Origin of the sequence: Kribbella sp. NPDC056345 (assembly GCF_042262745.1) — a bacterium.
Taxonomy (GTDB): Bacteria; Actinomycetota; Actinomycetes; order Propionibacteriales; family Kribbellaceae; genus Kribbella.
The window spans coordinates 170,525-195,775 of record NZ_JBHJQQ010000010.1 but is presented as its reverse complement, the minus strand read 5'-3'; the positions used below and the strand labels follow the sequence as shown (position 1 = coordinate 195,775).

The window sequence follows — 25,251 nt, the reverse complement described above, 5'->3', positions numbered from 1 at the left end:
GAGTAAGTCAGTCGACATACTCTCGTACTTATGACCGCCGAATTCTTGTGGTACATCCCGAATCAGGTCGAGCCCGGGCATCGTGGTGACGACGCTACTAGTGGGCATAACAGTCTGGATCGGCTTACTGAGTTGGCGTTGCTCACCGAGCAACACGGCTGGAGCGGCGCACTACTCGGGACCGGCTGGGGGCGGCCGGACACGTTTACGGTGGCGGCTGCGTTGGCGGCCCGTACGACGAGCTTCCGGCCGTTGGTGGCGATTCGGCCGGGGTATTGGCGGCCGGCGCAGTTTGCGTCGGCGGCGGGGACGTTGGATCAGCTGAGTGGGGGGCGGCTGCTGGTCAACATCGTGTCTGGTCAGGACAACCTGCAGGCGTACGGGGATTCCGAGGGCGATCAGGCTCAGCGGTACGCGCGCACGAAGGAGTTCCTTCAGCTAGTGCGCAGGTTGTGGACCGAGGAGAGTGTCACGTTCGCCGGCGAGTACTTCCAGGTGAGCGATTCCACGGTGGCCACGCGGCCCGTCGTCCCGCCCAAGTTGTACTTCGGTGGTGCGTCGGAGGCGGCTCAACGGGTCGCAGCAACTGATGCGGATGTGCAGCTGTTCTGGGGTGAGCCGCTGGACGGGATCGAGGCTCGGATCAGCCGGCTGAACCAACTGCAGGAGGAGCTCGGGCGTGAGCACAAGCCGCTCGAGTTCGGGCTGCGGATCACCACGCTCGTCCGCGACACGACCGAGCAGGCGTGGGCGGACGCCGAGGCGAAGGTGGCGACGATGGCGGAGAACGCGGGCGACCGTGACCATCGCTGGTTCAAGGCGGTTGGCCAGCAGCGGCTGATCGACCTCGCGGCGCGCGGTGACGTGCTCGACGACAACCTCTACACGGCGCCCGGCAAGTACGGCGGTGGCGGCGCCGGTACGACGTGGCTCGTCGGCTCGGCCGAAGACGTCGCGAAGTCGCTGAAGAAGTACCAGGACCTCGGCGTCACGCACTTCATCCTGTCCGATACGCCGTACCGCGAGGAGACCGTTCGCATCGGCGACCAGCTCCTGCCGCTACTCCGCTGACCGACCGGGCCGCCCGTTCTTCACCAGCACGATGAAGGTGAACAGCGGCGCCAGGAGCAGCAGGACGGCCAACGGAATACCGACGAGCTTCGGCAGCGTGTCGCCCAGGTCGACGGTCGCGAACATCTGAGCCGATGCAAAGCCGAACGGCGTGACCAGCGTGCCCAGGAGTTTCTCGCGGGTCGTCCACCGATCCGACGTCCAGAGCAGGAGCACCCCGGCCACCCAGCCGACGAGGAAGATGTAGGCGCCGACCGGCAGCAGGATGAGCGTGCCGATGTCGCGCCCACGCAGCCGCGGCTGTGCCGAGGGGCGCTCGACGAGGACGAGGCCGTCGGTCGCGGCGGCGACGATGTCGCGCGGATCGCCCAGCTGCTTGAGCATCTGCCGGATCTCGTCGTCCGAGGTCGCACCCGCGGCGCGCGCTTCGGCGATGTGTGACGTGACGTCCACGATCAGATCGGTACGCCGTTCCTCCGGCAGCGGCTCGGCTGCCAGGACCAGGTCACTCAGGTACGCCGCGACCAGTCGTTCCCCGCTCATTTCTGTCTCCCCTCGTTGCCGCGCCGCAGGATCGCGTCGACCGATGTCCGAAACCGCTCCCAGTCCGTGGTGAAGTCGGCGAGCGCCTGACCTCCCGAGGCCGTCGACCGGTAGTACCGCCGCGGTGGCCCCGACTCGGACTCGCGCCAGCTGGTCTCCACCAGCCCCTCCCGCCGCAACCGCGCCAGCAGTGGGTAGATCGTGCCCTCCGTGGTGACCATCCCGTCGATCTCCCCGAGCTCCTTCACCAGGTCGAACCCGTACCGCTCCTCCCCCTGCAGCAGCGCCAGCACGCAGTACTCCAGCGTCCCGCGCCGCAGCTGGGTGAAGACCTTCTCGGCTACCATGCGATACAAGGTACCTGTCCACACCAAGACAAGCCAGCCCGGGGGGACCCGTCAGTCGGTCTTCGGCCGGAGGGAGAACATCACGGCCAGGATGAACCCGGGAATCACCAGTACCCACGTCGAGTTGAGCCCGAGCAGCACCGGCGCCAGACAGATCAGCAGTACGTCGAACCCGCGCATCGGCTGTGAGAACAGCCCCGGCGGGATCGCGCCCATCGGCGAGGCGACCAGCGGTCCGGCGTACGACGGGGGTCGCGCCGACGCCTGCCGGACCGCACCCGCGAGCGCGCCCGCGCCGACTGCGAACGTGGCGGCGCCACTACCGAGGATCGGGTACGCCGCCAGTGCCCACACGACTGTGATGAGCCCCGGCGCGATCGCCATCAGCACGCGGAGTTCGCGCAGGTCGTACCCGAGCGCCCGCACCAGCCCCTTCGACCGGCACACCGACCGCAACCCGTCCATCAACGGCCGGATCGCCGCGAACCCGGCGAACCCGGCCGCGATCGGAACCAGCGGATCGAACCCGGCCCCGGCCACCGCATAAGGCACCACCAGCAACGCGAACGCCATCACCAACCGCCGCGGCCACCGCAGGATCCGCACGAACTCCCGATGGATCAGCGCGCCGCCCTCAGACCCCCGACCCCGCCGGCTCTTCGCCCGCCCCCGCAACCGCCAGTGCCGCCCGGACACCACATCAGCCAGCATGCTCGGGTCCAAGCTGCTGGCCGCACCAGCCAGCCCGGCCAGCAACTCGCCGCCCGCAATCACGCTCGTCCGACTCAACCGGCCCAACGTCCGCGCCGTGAGCACCACCAGCACGACCACGACAACGAGCGCCACCGACGCGACCACCAGCAGCCGCACGTCCTCGGGGCTGAGCGCCGCCGGCTCCTTACCCATAGACCAGTGCGCCGAGTTCGGACCCACGATCGGGAAGCTGCTGACACGTTCGCCGTAGCCACGGCCCAGGATGACGTTGGCGAACTGGATGTTCGCCGGGTCCCTGAAGCGCTGGACGGCCAGCCAGATGGCCGGGATCGCGGCCACCACCAGGAGTAGGTCGGCAACTCGCAGCGTCCACCACGTACGCCGTTCCGCCTGCTGCGCCCACACCGTCACACACGCGGCACACAGCATCAGCGCCGTCGTCACGATCGATGCCTCGGCCAACGAGGTGAACGGCGGTCCGAGCACCGCCCACGCGACCGTCGACAGCACGGCGCCGAGCACCGCCGTACCGGCAATCGCCTTCCAGTACGTCGGCCGCAGCAGCGCGCTGCGGTTGACCGGCGTACCGAGTAGCCAGAAACCGGTTGCCTGGGAACCCGATACCGGACCGATGCTCACCAGCACCCGCAAGGTGGTTGCCACCAGCAACGGGATGAGGATGTACGGGATCACGTCCCACAACCGCAGGCAGTGCAGGGAGTCGCACGTCGTCATGTCGGCGTTCAGGTGTTTGACGACGTTACCGCCGGTCGCCCCGAGCATGGCGAGCGTGAAGATGACGAGGTAGACGTCTTCGAACAACTGCCCGAACGAACGATCAGCGTGCTTGCGCCGCGTCTCCCGCATCCACTTCCGGAGCGCGCGAGGAGTAGGAATCGCACCGAAGTCCGCTGGGTCGTACACAACTGGTTCACTCATGGCAGCGGCGTGAGGGTCACGACGGAGTCCGCGACCGCCTCGACCAAGGCAGGATCGTGGCTCGCGAACAGGATCGACGTACCGGACTTCTTCTCCTCGATCAGCCGCTCGGACAACCAGCGCACGCCGTCGACGTCCAACCGCGCCTCGGGCTCGTCGAGGACCATCAGCTTCCGTGGGCGCACCAGAGCGGTGGCCAGCGCGAGCCGGCGGCGCTGGCCGGACGACAGCGAACCCGGCAACTGGTCGGCGGCCGGCAGCAGCCCGATGTCGTCCAGCAACGTGTCGACGAGGTCCTCGGGGGTCGCGTTGCCGTGGGCGCGGGCCAGCAGGTCGAGGTGCTCGGCGGCGGTCAGGTCGGGGAAGAAGTCGAGGTCGTCGAGCAGGGTGGCGACGTCGCGGCGGACGGCCTCGGAGCGTTCGTCGATCGGCTGACCGTCGAGCAGGATGGTGCCTGCCGCCGGTTCGGCCGCGCCCACGATGCACTTGAGCACGGTGGTCTTGCCGGCGCCGTTCGGCCCGACGAGCGCGATCGCCTGGCCGGCGTCCAGGGTGAAGGTGAGCCCCTCGATCACCGGCCGGTCGCCGTACTTGTGCTGCAGGTCCTCGATCGCCAGCCGCGGCGTCGCCGCGCTCACTTCTTGCGGACCAGGGTCAGCCCGTCGCCGATCCCGAGGATCGTCACGTCGACGCGCTGGTCGGCCGCGATGTGGGCGTTGAACTCCTTGCGGTCGGCAGGGCCGTCCGCGTCCACCACGCGGCCGCCGGCCAGCGTGTTGTCGAACAGCAGGATCCCGTTCGGCCGGATCAGCGGGACCAGCTTCTCGAAGTAGTCGATGTAGCCGGGTTTGTCGGCGTCCACGAAGGCCAGGTCGAAGGAGCCGTCCAGCTCGGCCGCGAGCGCGTGCCCGTCACCGATCCGCAGCTCGACCTTGCCGCCCACCCCGGCCCGGTCCCAGTACTTCCGGCCGATCGCGGTCCACTCCTCGCTGGCGTCCAGGCAGATCAGCTGGCCGTCGTCCGGCAGGCCGCGCGCGATCGCCAGCGCGGAGAAACCCGTGAAGGTCCCGATCTCGACCGCCCGCCGGGCCGACGCGATCCGGGTCAGCGTGGTCAGCAGCCCCGCCTGGTCGGCCGTCGTCAGCATCTCGGAGACGTCGCCGAGCGCCTGGGTCTCCTCGACCAGCGACGTCGCGATCTCGTCCAGCGGTGTGCCGTGCGCCACCATGTAGTCGTGCAGCTCGTCCGTCACCTGAACTTGTGACCCCATAAGTACCCCTCCATGTATTAGAACGGTCGGCTGTAGTCTCTATGGGTTGTCCAACAGCCGCACAAGCACCCCACCCGAGGAGCACCCCCGTATGCAGATCGCCGTCGCCGGTTCGATTGCGACCGACATCCTGATGACGTTCCCCGGTCGCTTCAAGGACCAGTTCCTCGAGGAGCAGATGCACAAGGTCTCCTTGTCGTTCCTGGTCGACGAGCTGGTGGTGCACCGCGGTGGCGTCGCGGCGAACATCTGTTACGGGATGGCCCAGCTCGGGTGTCCGTCGCTGCTCCTGGGCTCGGTCGGCGCGGACTTCGCCGAGTACGGCGCGGCGCTCACCGAGGCCGGTGTCGACGTGTCCCACGTGCGCGTCTGTGCGAACGTACACACCGCCCGGTTCACCTGTACGACGGACCTGGACGCGAACCAGATCGCCTCCTTCTACACCGGCGCGATGGCCGAGTCCCGCGAACTCGACCTGGGTGCGATCCACGCGGCCGCGGGCGGGATCGACCTGGTCCTGGTCGGCGCCGACGACCCTGAGGGCATGCTCAAGCACACCGAGCTGGCCCGCCAGCACGGGATCGCGCTCGCCGCGGACCCGTCGCAGCAGCTGGCCCGGATGGACGGCTCGGACATCCAGCGCCTGATCGACGGGGCGACGTACCTGTTCAGCAACGAGTACGAAGCCGGCCTGATGGTGCAGAAGACCGGCTGGAGCCACGACGAGATCCTGAGCAAGGTGGGAGTCCGCGTCACCACGCACGGCGGCGACGGCGTGGTGATCGAGAACGCCGGCGGCATCATCACCAAGGTCCCCGCGGTCCCGGCACCGGGTCTGGTCGACCCGACCGGCGGCGGCGACGCCTTCCGCGCCGGCTACCTGACCGGTCGCGCGGCCGGTCTCGAGCACGAGGTGTCCGCGCAGATCGGCTGCACCCTGGCCACGACCGTCCTGGAGACGGTCGGCACCCAGGAGTACACCCTGAACCGCGCCAAGTTCCTCGAGCGGATGTCCAGCGCGTACGGCGCCGACGCGGCCGACACCGCGCAGCAGGCGCTCAGCCAGAGCTGAGTCAGTCAACCGGCGAGGCCGGCGAGACCGGCGAGCGGGCCCAGAGCCCGCGGACGTGCCCGATGTGGCGGCGCATCAGTTGCTCAGCGCCGTCACCGTCACGCGCCTCGACCAGCCCGACCAGCTCGTGGTGCTCCTCGGCCGACGCGACCAGGCGTCCGCTCTCGACGAGCGGGGTAAGTCCCAGCAACCGGGTCTGGGACCGCAGGTCGGAGACGACGTCGACGAGCTTCTGGTTGCCGGAGTACGCGAGCAGCGTGACGTGGAAGACCCGGTCCGCCTCGATGTAGGCGATCAGGTCGCCGGCCTCCGCCGCCACCACGATGTCATCGGCCAGCCGCCGCAGCTCCGGAAAGTCCGCGGCCGGAATCACCGGTACGACGTCGCGCACCGTCGGTGGCTCGATCAGCTGCCGCAGCGCCGCCAGATTGTCCAGATCCTTCTCGGACACCTCGGTGACCCGGAAGCCCTTGTTCCGCAGCGAGATGACCAGGCCCTCCCGGACGAGGTCCAGCATCGCCTCCCGGACCGGGGTCGCGGAGACCCCGAAGCGGGCCCCGAGCATCGGCGCGGAATACACCTCGCCCGGCTCCAGCTCACCGGAGATGACGGCTGCCCGCAGCGCGTTCGCGACGCTGTCGCGCAGGTTCTCCCGCTGGTCCAGCCGCCGGACACTCGGCAGCGGCCCGATCGAATCGGAAGCCATCTCCACCTCCTTGGGTCGCCGCCCATTGTCCTGCACGACGGTCGTCACCCCGCGACGCCACCCCCGACGGACCGGACGAGCTCGGTCAGCCGCTCGAACACACGGTCGGAGCCGAGGCCGTCGTGCTCGTACTCGTTCGTCACCCACGCCTGCACATTGCCGACCCGCCGCGCGGTGTCCAGTTGCAGCCCGGAATCGACGTACATGTCGTCGAAGTACACCGCGGCAGCAACTGGTACGTCGTTCGCCGCCAGCCGCTCGAGGTCGTACAGCTCGGGCCAGCGTGGCCGCTGCGCCAGCCGCTCGACCGCCCCCTGGTACGGGCGCAGGCCGCGAATCTCGGCGAACATCCAGGGGTACATCATCTCGCCGGTCAGCACCAGCGGCCGGGCGTCCTCGGCGAATTCCGGATGCCGCGCCCGCTCCGCCTCGGCCGCCCAGCCGGTCGCACCGTCCCCGGATCCGTAGATGCTCTCCTGCAGCGCCGCGAACAGCGGGTTGGTCCGGTACGACGACAGTCCGCGCACCTGCTCCAGGAACGTCTCGGACAACTCGTCGCCCACGAAGGCCTCGTCGACCAGCCAGTGGATCCGCTCGAACCCCGGCTTCATCCCGAAGTCGATGCCGAGCGACTGGAACCGTCGTACCGTCAACCGGTCTCCATCGGCCAACCGGACGTCGTCGGTGGCCAGCCGGTCCGCGATCCGGCCGATCTGCTCGGCGTCATGCGGGAAGCGGGCGTAGTACTCGCGGTTCTTGGCGGCCACCCGGGGATAGGTCCGCCGGTACACCTCTGCCGCAGACGGCTCCAGCCCGGGCAGCCCGCCGGTCACGTAGCAGGCGGCCAGCCCTTCGGGTGCCTGAGACAGATAGGTCAGGGTCAGAAAGCCGCCATAGCTCTGACCCAGCGTCGACCACGGGCGATCCCCGAAGACCGTCTTCCGCAGATGCTCGGCGTCCGCCACGATCGAGTCGGCCCGGAAGCACGCCAGATAGTCGGCCCCCTGGTCGGCCGGCATCGATGCCATCCGCCGGCCGCTGACCGGCGTACTGCGCCCCGTGCCGCGCTGATCCATCAAGATCACCCGGAACGTCTTCAGAGCCTGCCGGATCCACGGCACCGAGCCGACCGGCCGCGGCCCCTTCCCACCCGGTCCGCCCTGCAGGTACAGCAGGCACGGCAGGTCCTCGTCCTTGCGCACCGGCTCGACGAGCTCGCGCGCGAAGACGGTGATCGACTCCGAGCCCGGATCGGACCAGTCCAGCGGGACCTCGACCGTGTGTTCACGGACGTGCAGATCAGGAATCGTGTAGCTGATCACGACGCAACCTTTCGCTGCCTACGCTTGGCGTCCCACTCCGGATTGATCCGCGGTACGGCGGCCAGCAGCGTCCGCGTGTAGTCGTCCTGCGGATCGCCGAACACCTGCTCGCGGGTACCGAGCTCGACGATCCGGCCCTGGTTCATCACGGCCACCCGGTGGCAAATCTGCCGGACCACGGCCAGATCGTGCGCGATGAAGATATAGCTGAACCCGCTCTCGGCCTGGAGCCGCATCAGCAGCTCCAGAACCTGCGCCTGGATCGACACGTCGAGCGCCGAGACCGCCTCGTCGCAGATCACCAGCTTCGGGTTCACCGCCAGCGCGCGGGCGATCCCGATCCGCTGCGCCTGGCCGCCCGAGAACTGAGCCGGGTACCGCTGGCAGTGGTCCGGGTCCAGGCCGACTCGTTCCATCAGCTCCTGTGCGGCAGCCCGGTACCCCGCGGCCGGCTTGATGCCCTGGTAACTCAGCGGCGCGGTGATGATCCGCTCCACGGTGTACCGCGGGTTGAGCGACGAGAACGGATCCTGGAACACGACCTGGACGTTGTTGCGGAACCGCGCGAGGTCCTTGCCGCGGGCCCGCGTCACGTCCTCGCCGTCGAAGAGCACGGTCCCCCGGGTCGGCTCCAGCAACCGGGCCGCAATCCGAGCGGTCGTCGACTTCCCGCTCCCCGACTCCCCCACGACCGCCAGCGTCTCGCCGAGCTCGACGTCGAAACTCACATCGTCCACCGCCGTGAACGTCGACCTGCGCCCCAGTGCCCCCGGAGTGCTGAACTCCTTGACCACTCCCTGCACCTGTAGCAACGTCATGACGCCACCTCATCGTCGATCCTCGGTACGGCGTCCAGCAGCATCCGCGTGTAGTCGTGCTGCGGGTCGGAGAACACCTGCTCGGCGGTTCCGTACTCGACCGGATCACCGGACCGCATCACCAGCACCCGCTGCGCGATCGAACTGATCACCGCCAGGTCGTGGGTGATGAAGATCATCCCGGTCCCGGTGGTCGCCTGCAGCTCGGCCAGCAACTCCAGGATCTGCGCCTGGACCGTCACATCCAGTGCGGTCGTCGGCTCATCGGCGATCAGCAGCGACGGCGAACAGCACAACGCCATCGCGATCATCACCCGTTGCCGCATCCCCCCGGAGAACTGGTGCGGGTACTGGTCGATCCGCCGGCCGGCATCGGGGATCCGGACCTGTTCGAGCGCCTCGATCACCACCTGCCGGGCCGCCTTCCGTGAACCCCCGCGATGCGTCCGGTACATCTCCTCGATCTGCAGCCCCACGGTGTAATACGGGTTCAGCGATGAGAGCGGATCCTGGAACACCATCGAGATCGCGTTCCCGCGGATCGGCCGCAACTCACGGTCCGACCGGCCGAGCAGCTCGGTCCCGTCCAGTCGCACACTGCCCGACGTACGGGCTCCTCTGGGCAGCAACCCGAGTACAGCCAAGGCCGTCATCGACTTGCCCGACCCGGACTCGCCGACGATGCCGAGGGTCTCGTCGCGGCCGACGGTGAACGACACGTTCTTCACCACGTCGACCGGACCGCGGCCGGTCGGCAGCGTGACGGTCAGGTCCTCGACCACGAACAGTTCATCGCTCATGCCGGCACCACCCTGACTCGCGGATCCAAGGCCGTGTACACGAGGTCGACCACAACGTTGCCGATGACAACGAAGAAGGCGGCCAGCAGCGTCACCGCCATGATCACCGGCTGATCGTTCTTGGCGATCGAGTCGGCGGCCAGCTTGCCGATCCCGTTCAGCCCGAACACGGTCTCGGTGATCAGCGCACCGCCGAGGAGCCCGGCGAAGTCCATCCCGAAGATCGTGGCGATCGGGGTCAACGCAGGCCGCAAAGCGTGCCGCCGCATGATGAGCGCGCCACCCAATCCCTTCGCCCGCGCGGTCCGGTAGTAGTTCTCGGACAAGGTGTCGATGACGTTGCTCCGGGTCAGCCGCGCGTACAGACAGGCGTAGCCGACTGCCAGGACAACCCAGGGCATCAGGTACGACGAGAACCACAGCACGGGATCGTCACCGAATGCCGGAGCCGACGGGAACGGGAGCACCTGGAGCTTCACGACCAGCACGTACTGCAGCACCAGCGCCAGCACGTAGTTCGGCACGCTCACGCCACCGAGCGCGAGTGCCATCGCCGTCCGGTCCCACCACGTGCCTTGTTTGACCGCGCTGACCAGACCGCCGATCACACCAGCCAGCAACCACAGTACGGCGGCGCCGACGGCGACCGTGATACTGACGGGGAGCCGGCTGGTCAGCATGCTCCAGACCGACTCGTTGGTCTGGAAGCTGTAGCCCAGACACGGCGCCGGGCAGTGCACAGACCCGTAGTCGCGGCCGGCGACGATCCCGCGCAGGAACTCCCCGAACTGCGTGAGGATCGGCTGGTTCAGACCGAGCACCGAACGAATCGAGTCGATGCGTTCCGGCGTACAGGTCTTGCCACAGATCATCACCGCCGGATCCGGCGAGAGCTTGAAGAAGATCAGATACGTGAACAGGCAGACGGCCAGCAGGATCACCACGACCCCGCCCAGCCGCGCGAGGACATAACGCGTCATGAGGCCGCCTCGCCCTGATCGATCGCGGTACGGATCTTGTCGCCGAGAACGGTCAGCGAGAGCACGGTCAGGAACAGAAAGGCGCCCGGAATCGCGAAGAACATCGGGTCGACCGAGTACCAGCTCACCGAACTCGAGATCATCTGGCCCCAGGACGCGGTCGGCGGCGAGACGCCGACGCCGAGGAAGGAGAGCCCGGCCTCGGTCCCGATGTAGCCGGGGATCGCCAGGGTCGTCATCACCACGATCGAACCGCGCAGGTTCGGCAGGATCTCGCGGAACACCACCTGCAGGTCCTTGGCACCAGACGCCCGGGCGGCCTCGACGAACTCGCGGCCGGCCAGCGTCATCGTCTGCCCCCGGATCACCCGGGCAAGGTAGGGCCAGCCGAACGCGCTGATCACCACCACCAGCAGCACCGGGCGGTTCCCGGCCGGCAGCGACGACAGGATGGCGATCATGAAGATCAGCGCCGGGAACGCCATCAGGAAGTCCATCAGCCGCGAGATCACCTGGTCGACCCAGCCGCGGTAGAACCCGGCCAGCATGCCGAGTACGACGCCGAGCACCCCGGTCAGCACGGTCGCCGACAACGAGATCGTGATCGACACGCGAGCGCCGTACACGATCCTGGCGAACAGGTCCCGGCCGTTCTGCGGCTCGACGCCGAACCAGTGCTCACCGCTGATCCCACCCAGCGCACCCCGCGGGACACCACCGAGGGAGGAGTCGATCGCGGCCGAGTCGAACGCGTACGGTCCCCAGCCGCTGAGCTTGGTGATCAGCGGCGCGGCCACCGCCATCAGGACCACGATCACCAGGAACAGCACGCACGCCAGTGCACCCTTGTCCCGCGTGACGATCCTGAGGATCCGCCGGGCCGAGGCCGGGGAACCACCGGCCGCGACCGGGGTTCCCACCTCCTCGACCTCGAGCAACGTCGGGGTCGTTGTCATCGGCTACTACTTCCCCGCGTTCTGGAGACCGACCGACACCAGGTCGATACCACCGGAGTACCCGTCGTGCAGATAGGCGCCGCCGATGTTGCTGCCGACAAGCATCAGCACCTTCTCGTAGAGCAGCGGGACGACCGGTGCGAGCGCCATGATCTGCTTGTCCAGTTCGCCGTACGCCGTGTTGGCCGCCTGTACGTCGGTGAGCTCGGAGATCTCGGTGATCTTCGCGTTCACGCCCGGGTCGTTCAGCTGGGCGAGGTTCGAGTTGCCCTTCGGGGTGATGTTGCGACCGTCGAACAGCGGCGGCAGGAAGGTCGCGCCGGACGGCCAGTCCGGGCACCAGCCGGTGATCGCCGCGTCGTGCTGCTGCGACGTCGTACCGATCACTTCGTAGTACGTCGCGGTGTCGATGGTGTTGATCTTGACGGTGATCTTCAGTGGTTCGAGCGCCTGCTGGATCGCCACCGCCATCGCCTGCATCTTCGGTTGCGCGCGGATGTCGAGCGTGAGCGGGAAGCCCGCCGCGAAGCCGGCCTCGGTGAGCAGCTTGCGCGCAGCCTCGACATCACCCTTGTGGTCGGGGCTCGGATAGGGGTCGTAGTCGACCCGGCCGGGCACCGACGACGGCTGGATGCTGGTGGCGATATCGGCGAGCGCCGAGCCGCCGACCGCGTCCCGGACCGTCTGCTTGTTCACCGCGAGGTTGATCGCCTGCCGGACCTTGACGTTGTCGAACGGCTTCTTGGTGGTGTTCAGACCCATGTACGTCGTACAGCCGTTGATCCCCGTCATCGTCCGCTGCTTGAGCTGCGGAGTCTGGATCCGGGCCACACTCGCGGCCGTTACGGTCCCGGCGATGGCGTCACCGTCTGTTCCCTGGCCGGCGATCATCCGCTCGTCGATGGTGGCGGGGTCGAGGCCGAAGGTCCACTGGAACCCATCCGGGTTCGCGCTCCGGACGGCGTCGGTCTGCTTGTCCCACTTGTCGTTGCGGACAAGCTTCAGCGCGGCCCCCGGCTTGAACTCGGACACCTTGTACGGGCCGGACGCGATCGGCTTGCCGTCCAGCTGGTTCCCGGCGCCCTGGCCCTTCGGAACCGGGGTGAAGGTGTTCTGCGCGACCACACTGCCGAAGTCCGCGAACGGCTTCTTCAGCTTGAACACGATCGTCTTCGCGTCCGGCGTCGTGATGGTCGGCAGGTCACCCGACTTGTACGGTCCCTGGTACGACGCGGGTGCGTCGATCAGCTGCTTCGCGTACGGCGAACCGATGCCGACCTCGGGATCCCAGGCGCGCGAAACGCCCCACTTCACGTCGGCGCTGGTGATCGGGGCGCCGGTCTCGAAGAACAGTCCGTCCTTGAGGGTGAAGGTCCAGGTCTTACCACCGTCGGACGCCTTGCCGGTGTCGGTCGCCAGGTCCGGAACGATCTTGGTGCCCTCGGCACCTGGTGCGGCGCCCTGAGTGGTCAGCGTCCGATAGATCAACCGGTAGAAGTTGTTCACGCCGCCGTCGAAACCGCGAGCCGGGTCCAGATGCGAGAACGCCGCATTCGCGAGCACCTGCACCGTGCCGCCCTGGGCCGCTTTGCTACCGGGCCCGGCCGAGTCGCCCTTGGCCCCAGTCCCACTGCCACCACACGCGGTGAGCGCGAGGGCGGCCGAGGCCACCATCCCCACCAGCATGGAAGTTCTCTTCATCTGCCTTCTCCTTCGCTTCGCAGCCACACGCGCATGGCCAACGCCTCACGGTTGCCCCACAGGAAGTACGGAACGAACGTCACCGGCACCGGACTGCCGACGGACTCCTCGGCCCGCCCGGTCAGCACGGGATAGAGCTCCCGCGGCGGAGCCGGTGCGACCGCCGCAGTCAGATCCAGTACGACGTGGTCGCCCTGCCGCCGGGCGGGCGCGGCCTGGACCGCGCTGACCGACAGGAGCAGATCGTCGACCGGGGTTTCGGAATCTTGTTGCTCGACGCAATAGACGAGCGGACCTCGCGCGACCGCGATCGCTCCACGGGTTGCGTCCAGGTACGGGTGTGATCCATGCGCTCTCGGTGCCATCGGCAACGAGATGCTGATGCTGTCACCGGGCTTGAAGGATCGTCGGACTGTCGCCCAGCCCGGTGTCACCGGTTCGCCGTCGAGCCGAGCGTCCTGCGCCCACGCCGGGATCCGGAGCACGAGCGTCTGCTCCGCGGCCGGCGCGTCCACCACGGTGACCGCGATCTCGCCGTCCCACGGGTAGTCGGTGCTAACCGCGACCGTGAATTCCCCGGTGCTGATCCGCGCGTCCGCGTACAGACCGATGGTCAGGGTGTTCGCGCCAGCTGTCGCGAGGTGGTCCTGCAGCTCCGACATCCAGCGGATGATGTTGGGCGGGCAGCACGGGCAGCCGAACCATGCGCGCCGCAGCGGTTCACCACCGCTCTCCGCCCCGGACCGCTGCTCGTGATCCGGCCGCCGCTGCAACGGGTTGTCGTAGAAGAACGCCGTACCATCTGCCGAAAGCCCAACGGCGTAAGCGTTGTAGAGGACCGTCTCGTAGACATCCAGGTACGACGCCTTGCCCGTCGCGAGGAACATTCGCCAGGCCCACTGCATGAGCGCGATCGCCGCACACGTCTCGGCGTACGCGCGTTCGGACGGCAACTCGTACCGGTCACCGATCGCCTCGTCGGAGTGCCGGCTCCCCAGCCCGCCGGTCAGGTACAGCTTGGTCGCGACCATGTCGTCCCACAGTCGTTCCAACGCCGCCAGCAGCGTCGGATCGCCGGTCTCCAGGTGAACGTCCGTCGCTCCGGCCGCGAGATAGGCCATCCGGACGGCGTGCCCGATCACCGACGGCAGCTCCCGGAACGGCACGTGGTCCTGGAAGTACTCACCCGGGAAGATCGTTCGCACGAGGTTCCCGCGGCCGCGGCGCTCGACGAACAGCTCGGCCTGGGTCAGGTAGGCGAGCTCACCGGTTTCACGATAAAGCTCGACCAGCGCCATCTCGACCTCGGGATGCCCGTCGATCCCCGGCTCACCCTGCGGGCCGAACTTCTCGACCACGAGGTCCGCGAACCTGCGGGCGACAATCAGCAGCCGATCGTCCCCCAGCTGCCGCTTCGCCGCGACCGCCGCCTGGACGAGGTGCCCCAGGTTGTAGAGCTCATGCCCCCAGGCCAGGTCCGACCACGGCTGCTTCGGCTGGTCCGGATCCTGGAAGTACGAGTTCAGGTACCCGTCGTCCGCCTGGGCCTCCTGCAGCAGCCCGACAACCTCGTCGTAGAACTCACGCGCCCCCAACGCCCGATCGACCTCATACGCGAGACCTTCGAGCGTCTTGTACAGATCCGTGTCGAGAAACGGATACCGGCCGCGATACGGGCCGACGGCCGGATCGGCGAGCCGGCGCAGGTTGTCGAGGTTCCCGGCGGCCCGCAACTCCCGGATCGCATGCGGGATCGTCGCCTCCCGGTTCCGCCGCTGCCACGCAGACAGCAGACCACCGGTCAGTTCCACGCTCAGCTCAGTACGGTGTGACATTGCACAAACCTTAGGTGCAATGTCACACCTTGCCAAGCGATTCCGTAAAGCCTTTCCCTACCCATCACCGGGTTGGCGGTGCCTGCACGGCGGCGCCGGGGAGCGCTACCCCACCGAATCGGGTGGTAGGACTCCCCGGCCCTCACCCACGTGACAACCGATCCTCCCCAAACCGGTTTGGGGTGGATGACGGACGTATTCGGGAGGTGGATCCTCCCCAGATCGCCGCAGGCCAGAGCGCAGCCGCGGTGGCTGAGGTGGATGGCGCTGGCTGCGAGCGGCTACACCTTGCCTGGGGTTGCCGGGCTTTGGTTACTTGTCGAGGAAGTGCGTCGCCAAGAACACGTAGTAGTCCACCCGACCCACCGACCTCAGGCGGCCGCCCACCCGCACGCCATCCCCAGCCCGCACTACTACGTGTCGTTAGCGACACCCCGGGCCGCCCAGCCACCGCATCCGCCGGCACCTCGTGCTCCCGTGCTCCCGGACCCCGCCGTACCGCATCTGGTGGGTTGACCCAGCAAATGGGGACCGGCGGAGTCGGATCGTTCACCACCGCGGCGGGTCAGCTGGCTGGCGTCCTCACTTCCGGCAGCGACCACAGCCCGTCAGCCCCAGGCAACGTTCACCTCGGTTGCCGACCTCGCCATCCAGGTCAGCCATAGTCGACCCCGGCCACACTCCCTCTGTAAATCGGCCGCAGCGGCGAGCAACCACTGCCGTACGTTGTCGGCCGCATCCGAGCGATACGACCACCATCACAACCGCGGGTCGACGGGCTCCGACTCCAAGGCCAGTACGGCGAAGACGCACTCGTGGATTCGCCAGAGGGGCTCGCCGCGGGCGGCGCGTTCGAGGGACTCGATGCCGAGGGCGTATTCGCGAAGGGCGAGTGAGCGTTTGTGGCCGAGGTTGCGGTCGCGGAGGCGGGCGAAGTTGGCGGGCTCGGTGTAGTCGGGGCCGTAGATCAGGCGCAGGTACTCCGGGCCACGGACCTTCAGGCCCGGCTGCGCGAGACCCTTCGCGGTCCGGACGAGGTTGGCGGCCGGTTTCACGACCATGCCCTCACCGCCCGCCCCGGTCAGCTCCTCCCACCACGCCACACCCTCGGCCCAGTCATCCGCGCCGACAAACAGCCGTCGGGTCGGCGTGACCACCTCGGGGCCTGCAGCAACCATCCGATCCGCGATCCCCAGGTGCCAAGCATGCGGTCGTTCCTGGTACGTCGTTCCCTCCGTGGCCAGCACCTGGAACGGGGCGAGCCGAACGCCGTCGAGCCCCGCGGTCGGCCAGCAGTACCGCCGATACGCTTCGGTGAAACGAGCCGCGTTGACCGCGCGCTGCTCCATCGTGGCGAGCAGTTCGCCGACATCCAGACCGGCAGCCACCGCCGACGAGAGCGCGGCGGTTGCTGCGGGCAACGACGTACGGGCGGCGGCACCGACTGCGGCGTACTGGTTGCGAAGCAGGTCCTCGGCCTTCGCGCTCCACGGCAGCAGCTCCGCATCGAGCAGCAGCCAGGACGTGTCGAGCTCCTCGAACAGCCCGGCCTCGACAGCGACAGCACGCAAGCGTGCCAGCAGCTCATCGGTCAGCGAAGGGTCGAAGAACGAGCGGCCGGTGCGCGTGTGGATCGCGCCGCGGCCGGCCAGCCCGAACCGCTTGAACGCCACGTCGTCATCCCGCGTCAGCAGGACGACCGCGCGCGAGCCCATGTGCTTCTCCTCGCACACCAACTCGGTGACGCCTTGCCCGCGATAAGTCTCGAACGCCTGCAGCGGGTGCTCGAGCAGACCCGGCAGCGGAGAGGTCGCGACCGGGCTCATCGTCGGCGGCAGGTAGAGCAGGAACCGCGGATCGATCGCGAACCGGCTCATCACCTCCAGCGCCGCCCCAGCCTGCTCGGCACGGACGCTCACCCGGCCGTGCGACGACGTTTCGATCACGCGCCGCCCGGTGACATCGGTCAGCTCCAGCACGTCGGGCTCGCGATCCGGAGCCGATGCCACATGCAACGGTTTCGCCGGCGCGTAGTACTCCTTGGCCGCCTGCACCTGGACCAGCTCGCGCTCCGGATATCGCAGCGCGGTCAGCGACCCACCGAACACACACCCGGTGTCCAGGCAGATCGTGTTGTTGATCCACTCCGGCTCCGGGGTCGGCGTGTGCCCATAAACGACCGTCGCGCGACCGCGGTACTCGTTCGCCCACGGATACCGCACCGGCAGACCGAACTCATCGGTCTCCCCCGTCGTCTCGCCGTACAGGCAGAAGGAACGGACCCGGCCCGAGGCGCGACCGTGCATCCGCTCGACCAGGCCGGCGTGCGACACGACCAGCTTGCCGCCGTCGAAGACGTAGTGCGAGATCAGCCCGTCGATGAACGTCGCGACCTCGGCCCGGAACTCGGCCGACTCGTCTTCGAGCTGGGCCAGCGTCGTCTCCAGACCGTGGCTGACCTTCACGTTGCGGCCTTGCAGAGCACGCAGCAGCTTGTCCTCGTGGTTCCCGGGCACACAGTAGGCGTTGCCCTGCGCAACCATGCCCATGACGAGCCGCAGTACGCCGGGGCTGTCCGGACCACGGTCGACCAGGTCGCCGACGAACACCGCGCGCCGCGTCGGATGCACGGCATCCACCGGGCGCCCCAGGGCATCTCGGGTCAGCGTGTAGCCGAGGTCAGTCAGCAGCTGCTCGAGCTCCGGCCGGCAGCCGTGGATGTCGCCGATGATGTCGAACGGGCCAGTCTGGTCGGTCAGGTCGTTGAAGAGCCGGGTCCGTTCGATGCTGACGGCATCGATCTCCTCGACACTGCTGAGCACGTGGACCTTCCGGAAGCCCTCGCGCTTGAGACTCCGCAGCCCGCGCTTCAGCTGACCAAGCTGCCGAGTCACGACCTGCGCACCGAACTGCCGGTCAGGACGCTGCTCGTTGCGCTCCACCGCCACCCGCTCCGGCGGGTCGAGCACGATCGCCACCGGCAGTACGTCGTACTCCCGAGCCAGCGCGACAAGCTCCCGCCGCGCCTCCGGCTGCACGTTGGTCGCGTCGATGACGGTCAGCCGACCGGCCGCAAGTCGCTTACCTGCAATGAAATGCAGCACCTCGAACGCGTCCTTGGTCGCCGCCTGATCGTTCTCGTCATCCGAGACCAGCCCACGACAGAAGTCGCTCGAGATCACCTCGGTCGCCTTGAAGTGCTTCCGCGCAAACGTGGACTTGCCTGACCCGCTCACGCCGACCAGGACAATCAGAGAAAGTGCCGGTACGTCGATCATGCGGCCACCTCGGTACGGCGGAAGAGTGCGAGCTGTGTCGGCGGACCGACCTCGGGGTCCTCTGGACCGACCGGGCGGAACTCGACCGCATAGCCGTAGCGACCGGCCACTTCACCGGCCCAGGTCTGGAACTCGGACCGCGTCCACTCGAACCGGTGGTCCGGGTGCCGGAACTCGCCCGCCGGCAGGGATTCGAAGCGCACGTTGTACTCACTGTTCGGGGTGGTCACGACGACCGCGGCCGGACGCGCGGCCTTGAAGACCGAGTGCGACAACGCAGGCAGGCGCGGTGGGTCGACGTGCTCGATGACCTCCATCAGCACGGCCGCATCCAGACCTGCCAGCCGCTCGTCGGAGTACGTCACCGAGGACTGCAGGAACCGCAGCCGATCCCGCTGCCGGTCGGGCAGGTCGTCGTAGTGCAGCCGCCGCTTCGCCGAGATCAACGCGCGCGCCGAGACATCGGTCCCGATCAGTTCGCCGATCATCGGGTCCTTCAGCAGCTCCCCCACGAGCGCGCCCTCACCACACCCGACATCCACGATCCGCCGCGCACCGAGCTCACGCAGTACGGCGGCAACCGTCGTACGGCGCTCGACCGCCAGCGACACGGGTCCCTCGGCCTCGGGCGCCTCGTCGGCCAGCTCGACACCGTCGGCCTCGGCCAGCCGCTCCAGCGCGTCATCGGACAGGTAGCGGCGGTGCGCGAGGTAGCGGTGCGAGATCAGGTCCTTCTCCGGGTGCGTGCCCAGCCATCCGGCGCCCGCCCGGACCAGCTTGTCGACCTCGTCGGAGCCGACCCAATAGTGCTTCGCGTCATCCAGCACCGGGAGCATCACATACAAGTGATTGAGTGCATCGGCCAGCCTGACCACGCCGGTCAGCCGCAGATCGACGTACCGGGAATCACCCCACGCCGGGATCTCTGGGTCGAGCGGCACCGGGCGCGCGTCGACCGTCCAGCCGAGTGGAGCGAACATCCGCTCGGCGAGCTCGGTCCCACCACGGCACGGCAGCGCCGGCACGTGGATCTCCAGCGGGATCGAGGCGGCTGCGAGCTCGGGACGGGCATCACAGCGGCCGATCATCGCGGTCCGGAAGAACTTGCTGAGCGCGACCGCGAGCAGGCTGGAGGCGGCGTACGGGCGGTCGTTCACGTACTGGCCGAGGGTGAATCCCTCGGACGATTTCCCCCGGCCGGCCCGCACCAGGGCGATCGGGTCGATCTCGAGCAGCACGGCCGCCGTACAGCGCTCGTCGGTGGCCTCCGGGTAGAAGACATGGGCTGTCCCACCGGTGATATCGGTCCGCTGCGGTCGTCCGGGGTTCTTGTGCAACAGGAACCCGAAGTCGCTCGCGGGAAGGTCGAATCCGGTCAGGTCGGTGGTCAGCGTCAGGAGCACTGCGCCATTCGATCATGGTGGGGCGTTCAAGCCCTTGTTCTTTTATCGATCGGAGCTTGAGACACGCCTGCTGATCTCTGGCGTGTCGGGGGTTTTGGTTCTAGCTTGTTTGGCAGAACAGAGTCGCTACAGATCGTTCTTCCCCGCTGACACTCGGTATCTGTCCCCGGTTTGTGGCGAGCGCCCACCACTCACGGGGAAAGGACCAATGAAACCCCAGACCTTCGAACTCCTGCGCTATTCCGACATCAGCGGGGTCTCCGGGACCGGCATCGTCGCCGAAGGCTGTGTCTTCACCGACGGTTCGGTGGCGCTGCGCTGGCACGGCGCCAACCCGTCCACGGCCGTCTGGCCGGATCTCGACTCCATCCTCGCCGTCCACGGCCACTGCGGCGCGACCGTCGTGCGCTGGCTGGACGTCTCCGAGATGGAGCCGGTTCCCGGCACCGACCTGCTGCCCGGCGAGGTGGCGCACATCCTCGCCACCGGGCGGCACACTCACAAGGCGGTCTCCGCCTGACCTGAAGGGCTTCGGCTGGCCGCCGGACTACGGGGTGAGGCCGGTCAGCGCGAAGAACTCCTGCCGGGAGCTCGGCTTGTCCCGCAGGACGCCGTGCAGTGCCGAGGTGACGGTCCGCGAACCGACCGCGCGCACTCCACGCAGCGACATGCACTGGTGCTCGGCCTCGATCACGACCCCGACACCCTGCGGTGCCAGATGGTCCTGGAGCCAGTCGGCGACCTGCTTGGTCAGCCGCTCCTGCACCTGAAGATCGCGCGCGAACAGCTCGACCACCCGGGCCAGCTTGGACAGCCCGAGGATCCGGTCGCCCGGCAGGTACCCGACGTGCGCGACTCCCTGGAACGGCAGCAGGTGGTGCTCACACAGCGACTGCACCGGGATGGCCTTGGCGAGCACGAGCTCGTCGTAGCCTTCGTCGTTCGGGAAGGTCGTCAGCGCGAACTCGCGCGGTGTCAGCATCTCGGCGTACGCGTTCGCCACCCGGCGCGGGGTGTCGGCCAGGTGCGAGCTGTGCGGGTCACGGCCGAGCGCCTTCAGCAGGTCGGCCACCGCACGCTCGGCGGCGGGCAGGTCGATGTCGGCCCGACTCGCCACAATATGGAGGGGCACGGCTTCAAGATCGGCGGAGATCGCCATCTGCACACTCCCTGAGAGTTCAACGAAGAGACATCATACTGTTTTACCAACCGATGTTGTCGATAGAATCATCCCGTGGACAACCACTGGAAGGCCGTCGCGGTACTCGAGGAGCCCACCCGGCGCCGCCTCTACGAGTACGTCGTCGCCCAGACCGCCCCGGTCAGCCGCGACGACGCGGCCGCCGCGCTCGGCATCCCGCGCACCACCGCGGCCTTCCACCTCGACCGCCTCACCGACGAGGGCCTGCTCGCCTCCTGCTTCGAGCGCCGTACCGGCCGGACCGGCCCCGGCGCCGGCCGCCCCGCCAAGCTGTACCACCGCTCCGACACCGAGATCGAGATCAGCCTCCCCGAACGCCAGTACGCCGTCGCCGGCCAACTGCTCGCCGCCGCCATCGAGCACGCCGAAGCCACCGGCACCTCCCCCCGAGCCGCCCTCGACCACCTGGCCCGCGAGTACGGCAAGTCACTGGGCGAACCCGGTCAGCCCCTCCTCGAGATCCTCGAACGCAACGGCTTCGAACCTCACCCCGACGGCGACGACATAGCCCTGGCCAACTGCCCCTTCCGCCGCCTGGCCACCGCCCACACCCAACTCGTCTGCCACATGAACCTCAACCTCCTGACCGGCCTGACGCAAACCACCAACACCCCCCTGGAACCCCGCCTGACCCCCACCCCCAACCACTGCTGCGTCCGCCTGGTCGCCACCCCCACCGACCCCAATTTCGCTGGCTAGGCACTCAAATTGGGGGTTCTACACCGTCAACCACGGTGCTTAACCCCCAGCCACGGTGCCTAGCCAGTCAAATGGGGTCGGCGGGGATAGGGTCGGGGGGTGGGTAAGGGGAAGCGGGCGGCGGGGACGCCGGCGACGGTGGCGTTGACGAAGGCCAAGATCGAGTTCAGCACGCATGCGTACGAGCATGATCCGGCGGCGAAGTCGTACGGGCTTGAGGCGGCCGAGGCGCTGGGGCTGGAGCCTGAGCAGGTGTTCAAGACCCTGCTGGTCGAGGTCGACGGCAAACTGACGGTCGGCGTGGTGCCGGTGGACAAGCAGCTTGATCTGAAGTCGATCGCGGCGGCTGCCGGCGGGAAGAAGGCGGTGATGGCCGACCCGGTCGCCGCCGAACGCACCACCGGTTACGTCGTCGGTGGGATCAGCCCGATCGGTCAGAAGCGGCCGTTGCCGACGGTCGTGGACAGTACGGCGACCGCCCACGCCACCGTGTACGTGTCGGGTGGCCGGCGCGGGCTCGACATCGGCCTCTCCCCCGCCGACCTGATCGCCATCACGAACGCTCGGACGGCGGCTATCGCGCGCTGACCCAGATCGAGGCCAGCTCGTGGATCGTCAGCGAGTCGAGCGTGAGCCGGCCCTCGGTGAACAGTTCGGGGCTGCCGGAGTTCAGGTTGTAGCTCTGGTAGACGTCCCCATCGTTGCCGAAGACATCGAGTTGACCACGGTCGACGAGCAGCCGGACCTTGACCTTGCCGTCCTGCGGCGACATCGGTACGCCGTTCAGCTGACCCGCGCGAGCGTCGTACGCGATCTCACGGGGTAACCGGAAGCCGAACCGCTGCGCGTCCCGAATGTCGACCGTTGCCTCGAGCTCATAGGTGTTCACCCATACCTCGGACAGCAACTGCCGCGCGGCATTCGCATCGAGACTCAGGTCCTTCCAGGTCCGGGTGTTCTCGCGCAGCAGCTCGATCTCCGGGACCGGGGTGCTGACCACGCGGATGCCGTCAGTTGTCCGGCGTAGCTTGAGGTCCACCGGGAACGATGCGTTCCCCGTCCAGACCGAGCCGTGGTTCTCCCCCTGCCAGGCGATCGAGACGACCCGATCGCCTTCCAGGTTCTCGAAGTTCAGGGCCGCGTAGTACCCGGCGCCGGCGAAGGTCGCGGTCTGGTTGATCTTCTGCGGAACAGTCCAGTCGCTGTGGAACGCCGTACCGTCCCAGTCGCCGACGTAGTACTCGCCACTGGCAGCGTGCAGCACCCAGTGGTAGTTGCCATCGAGCGGCATCCGGATCATGTTCGGGCACTCGAACAACCACTCGGCCTGGAACCGCGACGCGAAGGTCCAGTTCAGCAGATCGGTCGAGCTGAAGAAGTCCACTCCGTTGCCACCGGCATCGGACCAGACGACCATTCCCCACCGCCGCGAGACGGGATCCCAGAACACCTTCGGGTCGCGACTGTCCCCGTCCGGTACGACGACCTTCCGGCCACCGTCGTACGGCTCGAACGTGTAGCCGCCGTCCAGGCTGTAGAAGACGGTCACACCCCGCGTCCCGGAGTACACGAGGATCGGGTCGTGGTCGCCGGTCTTCAGCCCACTATCGTTGCCGCAGTCAACGACTCCACCGCCGGACCACAGATCACCCGGGTGGATCGTGGGATCGAGCGCGATCGGCTGCTGCTGCCAGTGCACGAGATCGGTACTGGTCGCGTGTCCCCAGTGCATCGTGTCCCACTGCAACGAATTCGGCGCGTGCTGGAAGTAGAGGTGATACACACCGCGATAGAACAGCGGCGCATTCGGATCGTTCATCCACCCCCGCCGCGGGCTGAAATGGAACTGCCCGCGGTTGTCCTCTTGATAGCTCATGAATCAACCAGGTTGGGCGGGGCGTCCGGGTCGCCGGGGCGCAGGGCTCCGGTCATCAGGGAGACCACTTGGCTCATCGACGCATCCGCCGGGCGTACGACGGCGGTGCGGCGACCGAGGCGGTGGACGTGGATCCGGTCGGCGATCTCGAACACCTGCGGCATGTCATGGCTGATCAGCACCACCGGCAGCCCGCGGTCACGGATCCGCCGGATCAGGTCGAGGACCTGCCGCGACTCCTTCACGCCGAGCGCGGCCGTCGGCTCGTCCATGATCACCATCTTGCTGCCGAACATCGCCGCCCGGGCGACGGCGACCGCCTGCCGCTGGCCGCCCGACAGCGTCTCGACCAACTGGCCGATGTGCTGGACGGTTTCGATGCCCAAGGCATCGAGTTGCTGCTGAGCCTGTTCCCGCATCGCACTCCGGTCGAGCAGCCGGAACACACTGCCCAACGGCCCGGTACGGCGTACTTCACGGCCGAGGAAGAGGTTCGTGGCGATGTCCATCGCGGGCGCCAGGGCCAGCGTTTGATGGACGGTCTCGATCCCGGCGTGCCGAGCGTCGAGTGGCGAGTGGAAGTGCGTCTCCGCACCGTCGAGGAGGATCGTGCCCTCGTCGGGGATGAGTGCGCCGGACAGGGCCTTGATCAGGCTGGACTTGCCGGCACCGTTGTCGCCGACGACGGCCAGCACCTCACCGGCGTACAGGTCGAAGTCGGCACCGTCGATCGCGGTCACCCGGCCGTAGCGCTTCACCAAACCGCGTGCTTGCAGAGCCGTCATCGTGACCTCCTCCGGACGACCTGGTCGAAGGCGACCGCGGCGATCACCAGGACACCGGTCGCGACATCCTGGTAGAGGCTGTCGATCCCGGCCTGGGTCAGACCGCTGCGCAGGACCGCGACGATCAGGGCGCCGACCACCGTGCCCATCACGCTGCCGCGCCCACCGAACAGGCTGGTGCCGCCGATGACGACCGCGGTGATGCTGTCCAGGTTGCCGGTCTGGAAGGCGTTCGGGTCCGCGTTCGGGATCCGGCCGAGGGCCTGCCAGGCGGCGAAGGCGTAGATCACGCCGGCCACCAGGTAGACGCTGAACCGGGTCCGGCCGACGTGGATACCGGTCAGCCGGGCGGCCTCCGGATCGTTGCCCAGGGCATACACATGGCGACCCCAGGCGGTCCGGGTGAGCGCGTACCAGGTGACCGCGAACATCACCACGGCCAGGGTCATCCCGTGCGTCACCTTGATCTGCCCGAACAGGTAACCACCCTCACCGAGGACACCGAGCAGGTTGTCGGTGACCGGGTACGAGTTGCCTTCGGAGTACAGGCGACCGACGGCGAGCACGACGGTCAGCATGCCGAGCGTCACGATGAACGGCGGCAGGTTGAGCATCGTGACCAACCCACCCGAGATCGCCCCGAGCACCCCGCAAACCACAAACCCAGCCACCAGCGCCACCACCGAGCCACTGCCCTCGGTCACCAACCGCGCCAGCACCATCGTCCCCAGCACCATGACCGCCGCATTCGCCAGGTCGATCCCACCGGTCAGCACAATCAACGTCTGCCCCAACGCCAACGTCGCCACCACCAACGACTGCTGCACCACCAGGCTCAAGTTGTCGACCGTGAGGAAGGTCGAAGTCGTCACCGAGAACACAACCATCGCCAGAATCAACGCAGCGAGTGGTCCGAGGGCAGGGTTGTGCAGGAA

The 25,251-nt window shown here is 67.9% G+C and carries 24 protein-coding genes; 5 read left to right on the top strand and 19 right to left on the bottom strand.

Annotation, left to right across the window (positions count from 1 at the left end):
- Window positions 1-30: 30 nt before the first annotated feature.
- Entirely contained in the window at window positions 31-1,071 is a 1,041-nt protein-coding gene (locus ACFCV3_RS31535) for an LLM class flavin-dependent oxidoreductase (protein WP_376036047.1), read from the top strand.
- Here the strand turns inward: ACFCV3_RS31535 and ACFCV3_RS31530 are convergent.
- From ACFCV3_RS31530 to ACFCV3_RS31510, 5 genes are read right to left on the bottom strand one after another with little or no spacing between them, the layout of a single operon-like run.
- On the bottom strand, window positions 1,060-1,614 hold the full coding sequence (locus ACFCV3_RS31530; RefSeq protein WP_376036044.1) for a hypothetical protein: 555 nt from the start codon (window positions 1,612-1,614) through the stop codon (window positions 1,060-1,062). The two genes, ACFCV3_RS31535 and ACFCV3_RS31530, sit on opposite strands and share 12 nt — an antisense overlap.
- Window positions 1,611-1,961: a PadR family transcriptional regulator gene (locus ACFCV3_RS31525; RefSeq protein ID WP_376036042.1), complete on the bottom strand. Its 351-nt coding sequence runs from the start codon at window positions 1,959-1,961 to the stop codon at window positions 1,611-1,613. Before ACFCV3_RS31525 ends, ACFCV3_RS31530 begins: the two co-directional genes overlap by 4 nt.
- Before the next feature lie 51 nt (window positions 1,962-2,012).
- On the bottom strand, window positions 2,013-3,614 hold the full coding sequence (locus ACFCV3_RS31520) for a DUF6297 family protein (protein ID WP_376036039.1): 1,602 nt from the start codon (window positions 3,612-3,614) through the stop codon (window positions 2,013-2,015).
- Window positions 3,611-4,252: an ATP-binding cassette domain-containing protein gene (locus ACFCV3_RS31515; RefSeq protein ID WP_376036037.1), complete on the bottom strand. Its 642-nt coding sequence runs from the start codon at window positions 4,250-4,252 to the stop codon at window positions 3,611-3,613. Before ACFCV3_RS31515 ends, ACFCV3_RS31520 begins: the two co-directional genes overlap by 4 nt.
- The gene (locus ACFCV3_RS31510) at window positions 4,249-4,884 is read right to left on the bottom strand and encodes an O-methyltransferase (RefSeq protein ID WP_376036034.1); all 636 of its coding nucleotides are present in this window, start codon (window positions 4,882-4,884) and stop codon (window positions 4,249-4,251) included. Before ACFCV3_RS31510 ends, ACFCV3_RS31515 begins: the two co-directional genes overlap by 4 nt.
- Before the next feature lie 91 nt (window positions 4,885-4,975).
- On the opposite strand from ACFCV3_RS31510, the gene ACFCV3_RS31505 reads away from it, so the two are divergent.
- Window positions 4,976-5,956: a carbohydrate kinase family protein gene (locus ACFCV3_RS31505; RefSeq protein WP_376036032.1), complete on the top strand. Its 981-nt coding sequence runs from the start codon at window positions 4,976-4,978 to the stop codon at window positions 5,954-5,956.
- Window position 5,957: 1 nt separating this feature from the next.
- On the opposite strand, the gene ACFCV3_RS31500 is transcribed toward ACFCV3_RS31505, so the two are convergent.
- From ACFCV3_RS31500 to ACFCV3_RS31455, 10 genes are all read right to left on the bottom strand, one after another.
- Window positions 5,958-6,662, bottom strand: coding sequence for a GntR family transcriptional regulator (locus ACFCV3_RS31500; protein ID WP_376036030.1), 705 nt, complete (start codon window positions 6,660-6,662; stop codon window positions 5,958-5,960).
- Window positions 6,663-6,706: 44 nt separating this feature from the next.
- A complete protein-coding gene (locus tag ACFCV3_RS31495) occupies window positions 6,707-7,984 on the bottom strand; it encodes an alpha/beta fold hydrolase (protein ID WP_376036027.1) in 1,278 nt (425 codons plus the stop codon).
- On the bottom strand, window positions 7,981-8,802 hold the full coding sequence (locus ACFCV3_RS31490; RefSeq protein WP_376036025.1) for an ATP-binding cassette domain-containing protein: 822 nt from the start codon (window positions 8,800-8,802) through the stop codon (window positions 7,981-7,983). The genes ACFCV3_RS31495 and ACFCV3_RS31490 overlap by 4 nt, the downstream gene beginning before the upstream one ends.
- Window positions 8,799-9,602 carry an ABC transporter ATP-binding protein gene (locus ACFCV3_RS31485; RefSeq protein WP_376036022.1) on the bottom strand — a complete coding sequence of 268 codons (804 nt, stop codon included), beginning with the start codon at window positions 9,600-9,602 and terminating at the stop codon, window positions 8,799-8,801. The genes ACFCV3_RS31490 and ACFCV3_RS31485 overlap by 4 nt, the downstream gene beginning before the upstream one ends.
- Window positions 9,599-10,582, bottom strand: coding sequence for an ABC transporter permease (locus ACFCV3_RS31480; RefSeq protein ID WP_376036019.1), 984 nt, complete (start codon window positions 10,580-10,582; stop codon window positions 9,599-9,601). The genes ACFCV3_RS31485 and ACFCV3_RS31480 overlap by 4 nt, the downstream gene beginning before the upstream one ends.
- Window positions 10,579-11,538 (bottom strand): ABC transporter permease, encoded by a 960-nt coding sequence (locus tag ACFCV3_RS31475; RefSeq protein WP_376036017.1) that lies wholly within the window; start codon window positions 11,536-11,538, stop codon window positions 10,579-10,581. Before ACFCV3_RS31475 ends, ACFCV3_RS31480 begins: the two co-directional genes overlap by 4 nt.
- A gap of 6 nt (window positions 11,539-11,544) precedes the next feature.
- Window positions 11,545-13,239, bottom strand: coding sequence for an ABC transporter substrate-binding protein (locus ACFCV3_RS31470; protein ID WP_376036015.1), 1,695 nt, complete (start codon window positions 13,237-13,239; stop codon window positions 11,545-11,547).
- A complete protein-coding gene (locus ACFCV3_RS31465) occupies window positions 13,236-15,074 on the bottom strand; it encodes a glycoside hydrolase family 127 protein (RefSeq protein WP_376036012.1) in 1,839 nt (612 codons plus the stop codon). The genes ACFCV3_RS31470 and ACFCV3_RS31465 overlap by 4 nt, the downstream gene beginning before the upstream one ends.
- A 758-nt stretch (window positions 15,075-15,832) precedes the next feature.
- Window positions 15,833-18,352, bottom strand: coding sequence for a polynucleotide kinase-phosphatase (locus ACFCV3_RS31460; protein WP_376036011.1), 2,520 nt, complete (start codon window positions 18,350-18,352; stop codon window positions 15,833-15,835).
- Window positions 18,349-19,755 (bottom strand): 3' terminal RNA ribose 2'-O-methyltransferase Hen1, encoded by a 1,407-nt coding sequence (locus ACFCV3_RS31455; RefSeq protein WP_376036008.1) that lies wholly within the window; start codon window positions 19,753-19,755, stop codon window positions 18,349-18,351. Before ACFCV3_RS31455 ends, ACFCV3_RS31460 begins: the two co-directional genes overlap by 4 nt.
- Before the next feature lie 208 nt (window positions 19,756-19,963).
- On the opposite strand from ACFCV3_RS31455, the gene ACFCV3_RS31450 reads away from it, so the two are divergent.
- Complete coding sequence (locus tag ACFCV3_RS31450; protein ID WP_376036006.1) at window positions 19,964-20,275, top strand: hypothetical protein; 312 nt, start codon at window positions 19,964-19,966, stop codon at window positions 20,273-20,275.
- 27 nt (window positions 20,276-20,302) lie between these two features.
- Here ACFCV3_RS31450 and folE read toward each other — a convergent pair whose 3' ends face one another.
- On the bottom strand, window positions 20,303-20,914 hold the full coding sequence (gene folE, locus ACFCV3_RS31445) for a GTP cyclohydrolase I FolE (protein WP_376036003.1): 612 nt from the start codon (window positions 20,912-20,914) through the stop codon (window positions 20,303-20,305).
- Between the two features lie 75 nt (window positions 20,915-20,989).
- Between folE and ACFCV3_RS31440 the strand changes: the two genes are divergently transcribed.
- Both ACFCV3_RS31440 and ybaK read left to right on the top strand, forming a co-directional pair.
- Window positions 20,990-21,655 carry a helix-turn-helix transcriptional regulator gene (locus tag ACFCV3_RS31440; RefSeq protein WP_376036000.1) on the top strand — a complete coding sequence of 222 codons (666 nt, stop codon included), beginning with the start codon at window positions 20,990-20,992 and terminating at the stop codon, window positions 21,653-21,655.
- A gap of 99 nt (window positions 21,656-21,754) precedes the next feature.
- Entirely contained in the window at window positions 21,755-22,243 is a 489-nt protein-coding gene (ybaK, locus tag ACFCV3_RS31435) for a Cys-tRNA(Pro) deacylase (RefSeq protein WP_376035998.1), read from the top strand.
- Here ybaK and ACFCV3_RS31430 read toward each other — a convergent pair.
- Genes ACFCV3_RS31430 through ACFCV3_RS31420 form a run of 3 tightly spaced genes read right to left on the bottom strand, consistent with a single transcriptional unit; the run spans window position 22,230 to window position 25,203 of the window.
- A complete protein-coding gene (locus ACFCV3_RS31430) occupies window positions 22,230-23,531 on the bottom strand; it encodes a glycoside hydrolase family 32 protein (RefSeq protein ID WP_376035995.1) in 1,302 nt (433 codons plus the stop codon). The two genes, ybaK and ACFCV3_RS31430, sit on opposite strands and share 14 nt — an antisense overlap.
- A complete protein-coding gene (locus ACFCV3_RS31425; protein ID WP_376035992.1) occupies window positions 23,528-24,316 on the bottom strand; it encodes an ATP-binding cassette domain-containing protein in 789 nt (262 codons plus the stop codon). The genes ACFCV3_RS31430 and ACFCV3_RS31425 overlap by 4 nt, the downstream gene beginning before the upstream one ends.
- On the bottom strand, window positions 24,313-25,203 hold the full coding sequence (locus ACFCV3_RS31420) for an ABC transporter permease (protein WP_376035989.1): 891 nt from the start codon (window positions 25,201-25,203) through the stop codon (window positions 24,313-24,315). Before ACFCV3_RS31420 ends, ACFCV3_RS31425 begins: the two co-directional genes overlap by 4 nt.
- Window positions 25,204-25,251 lie beyond the last annotated feature (48 nt).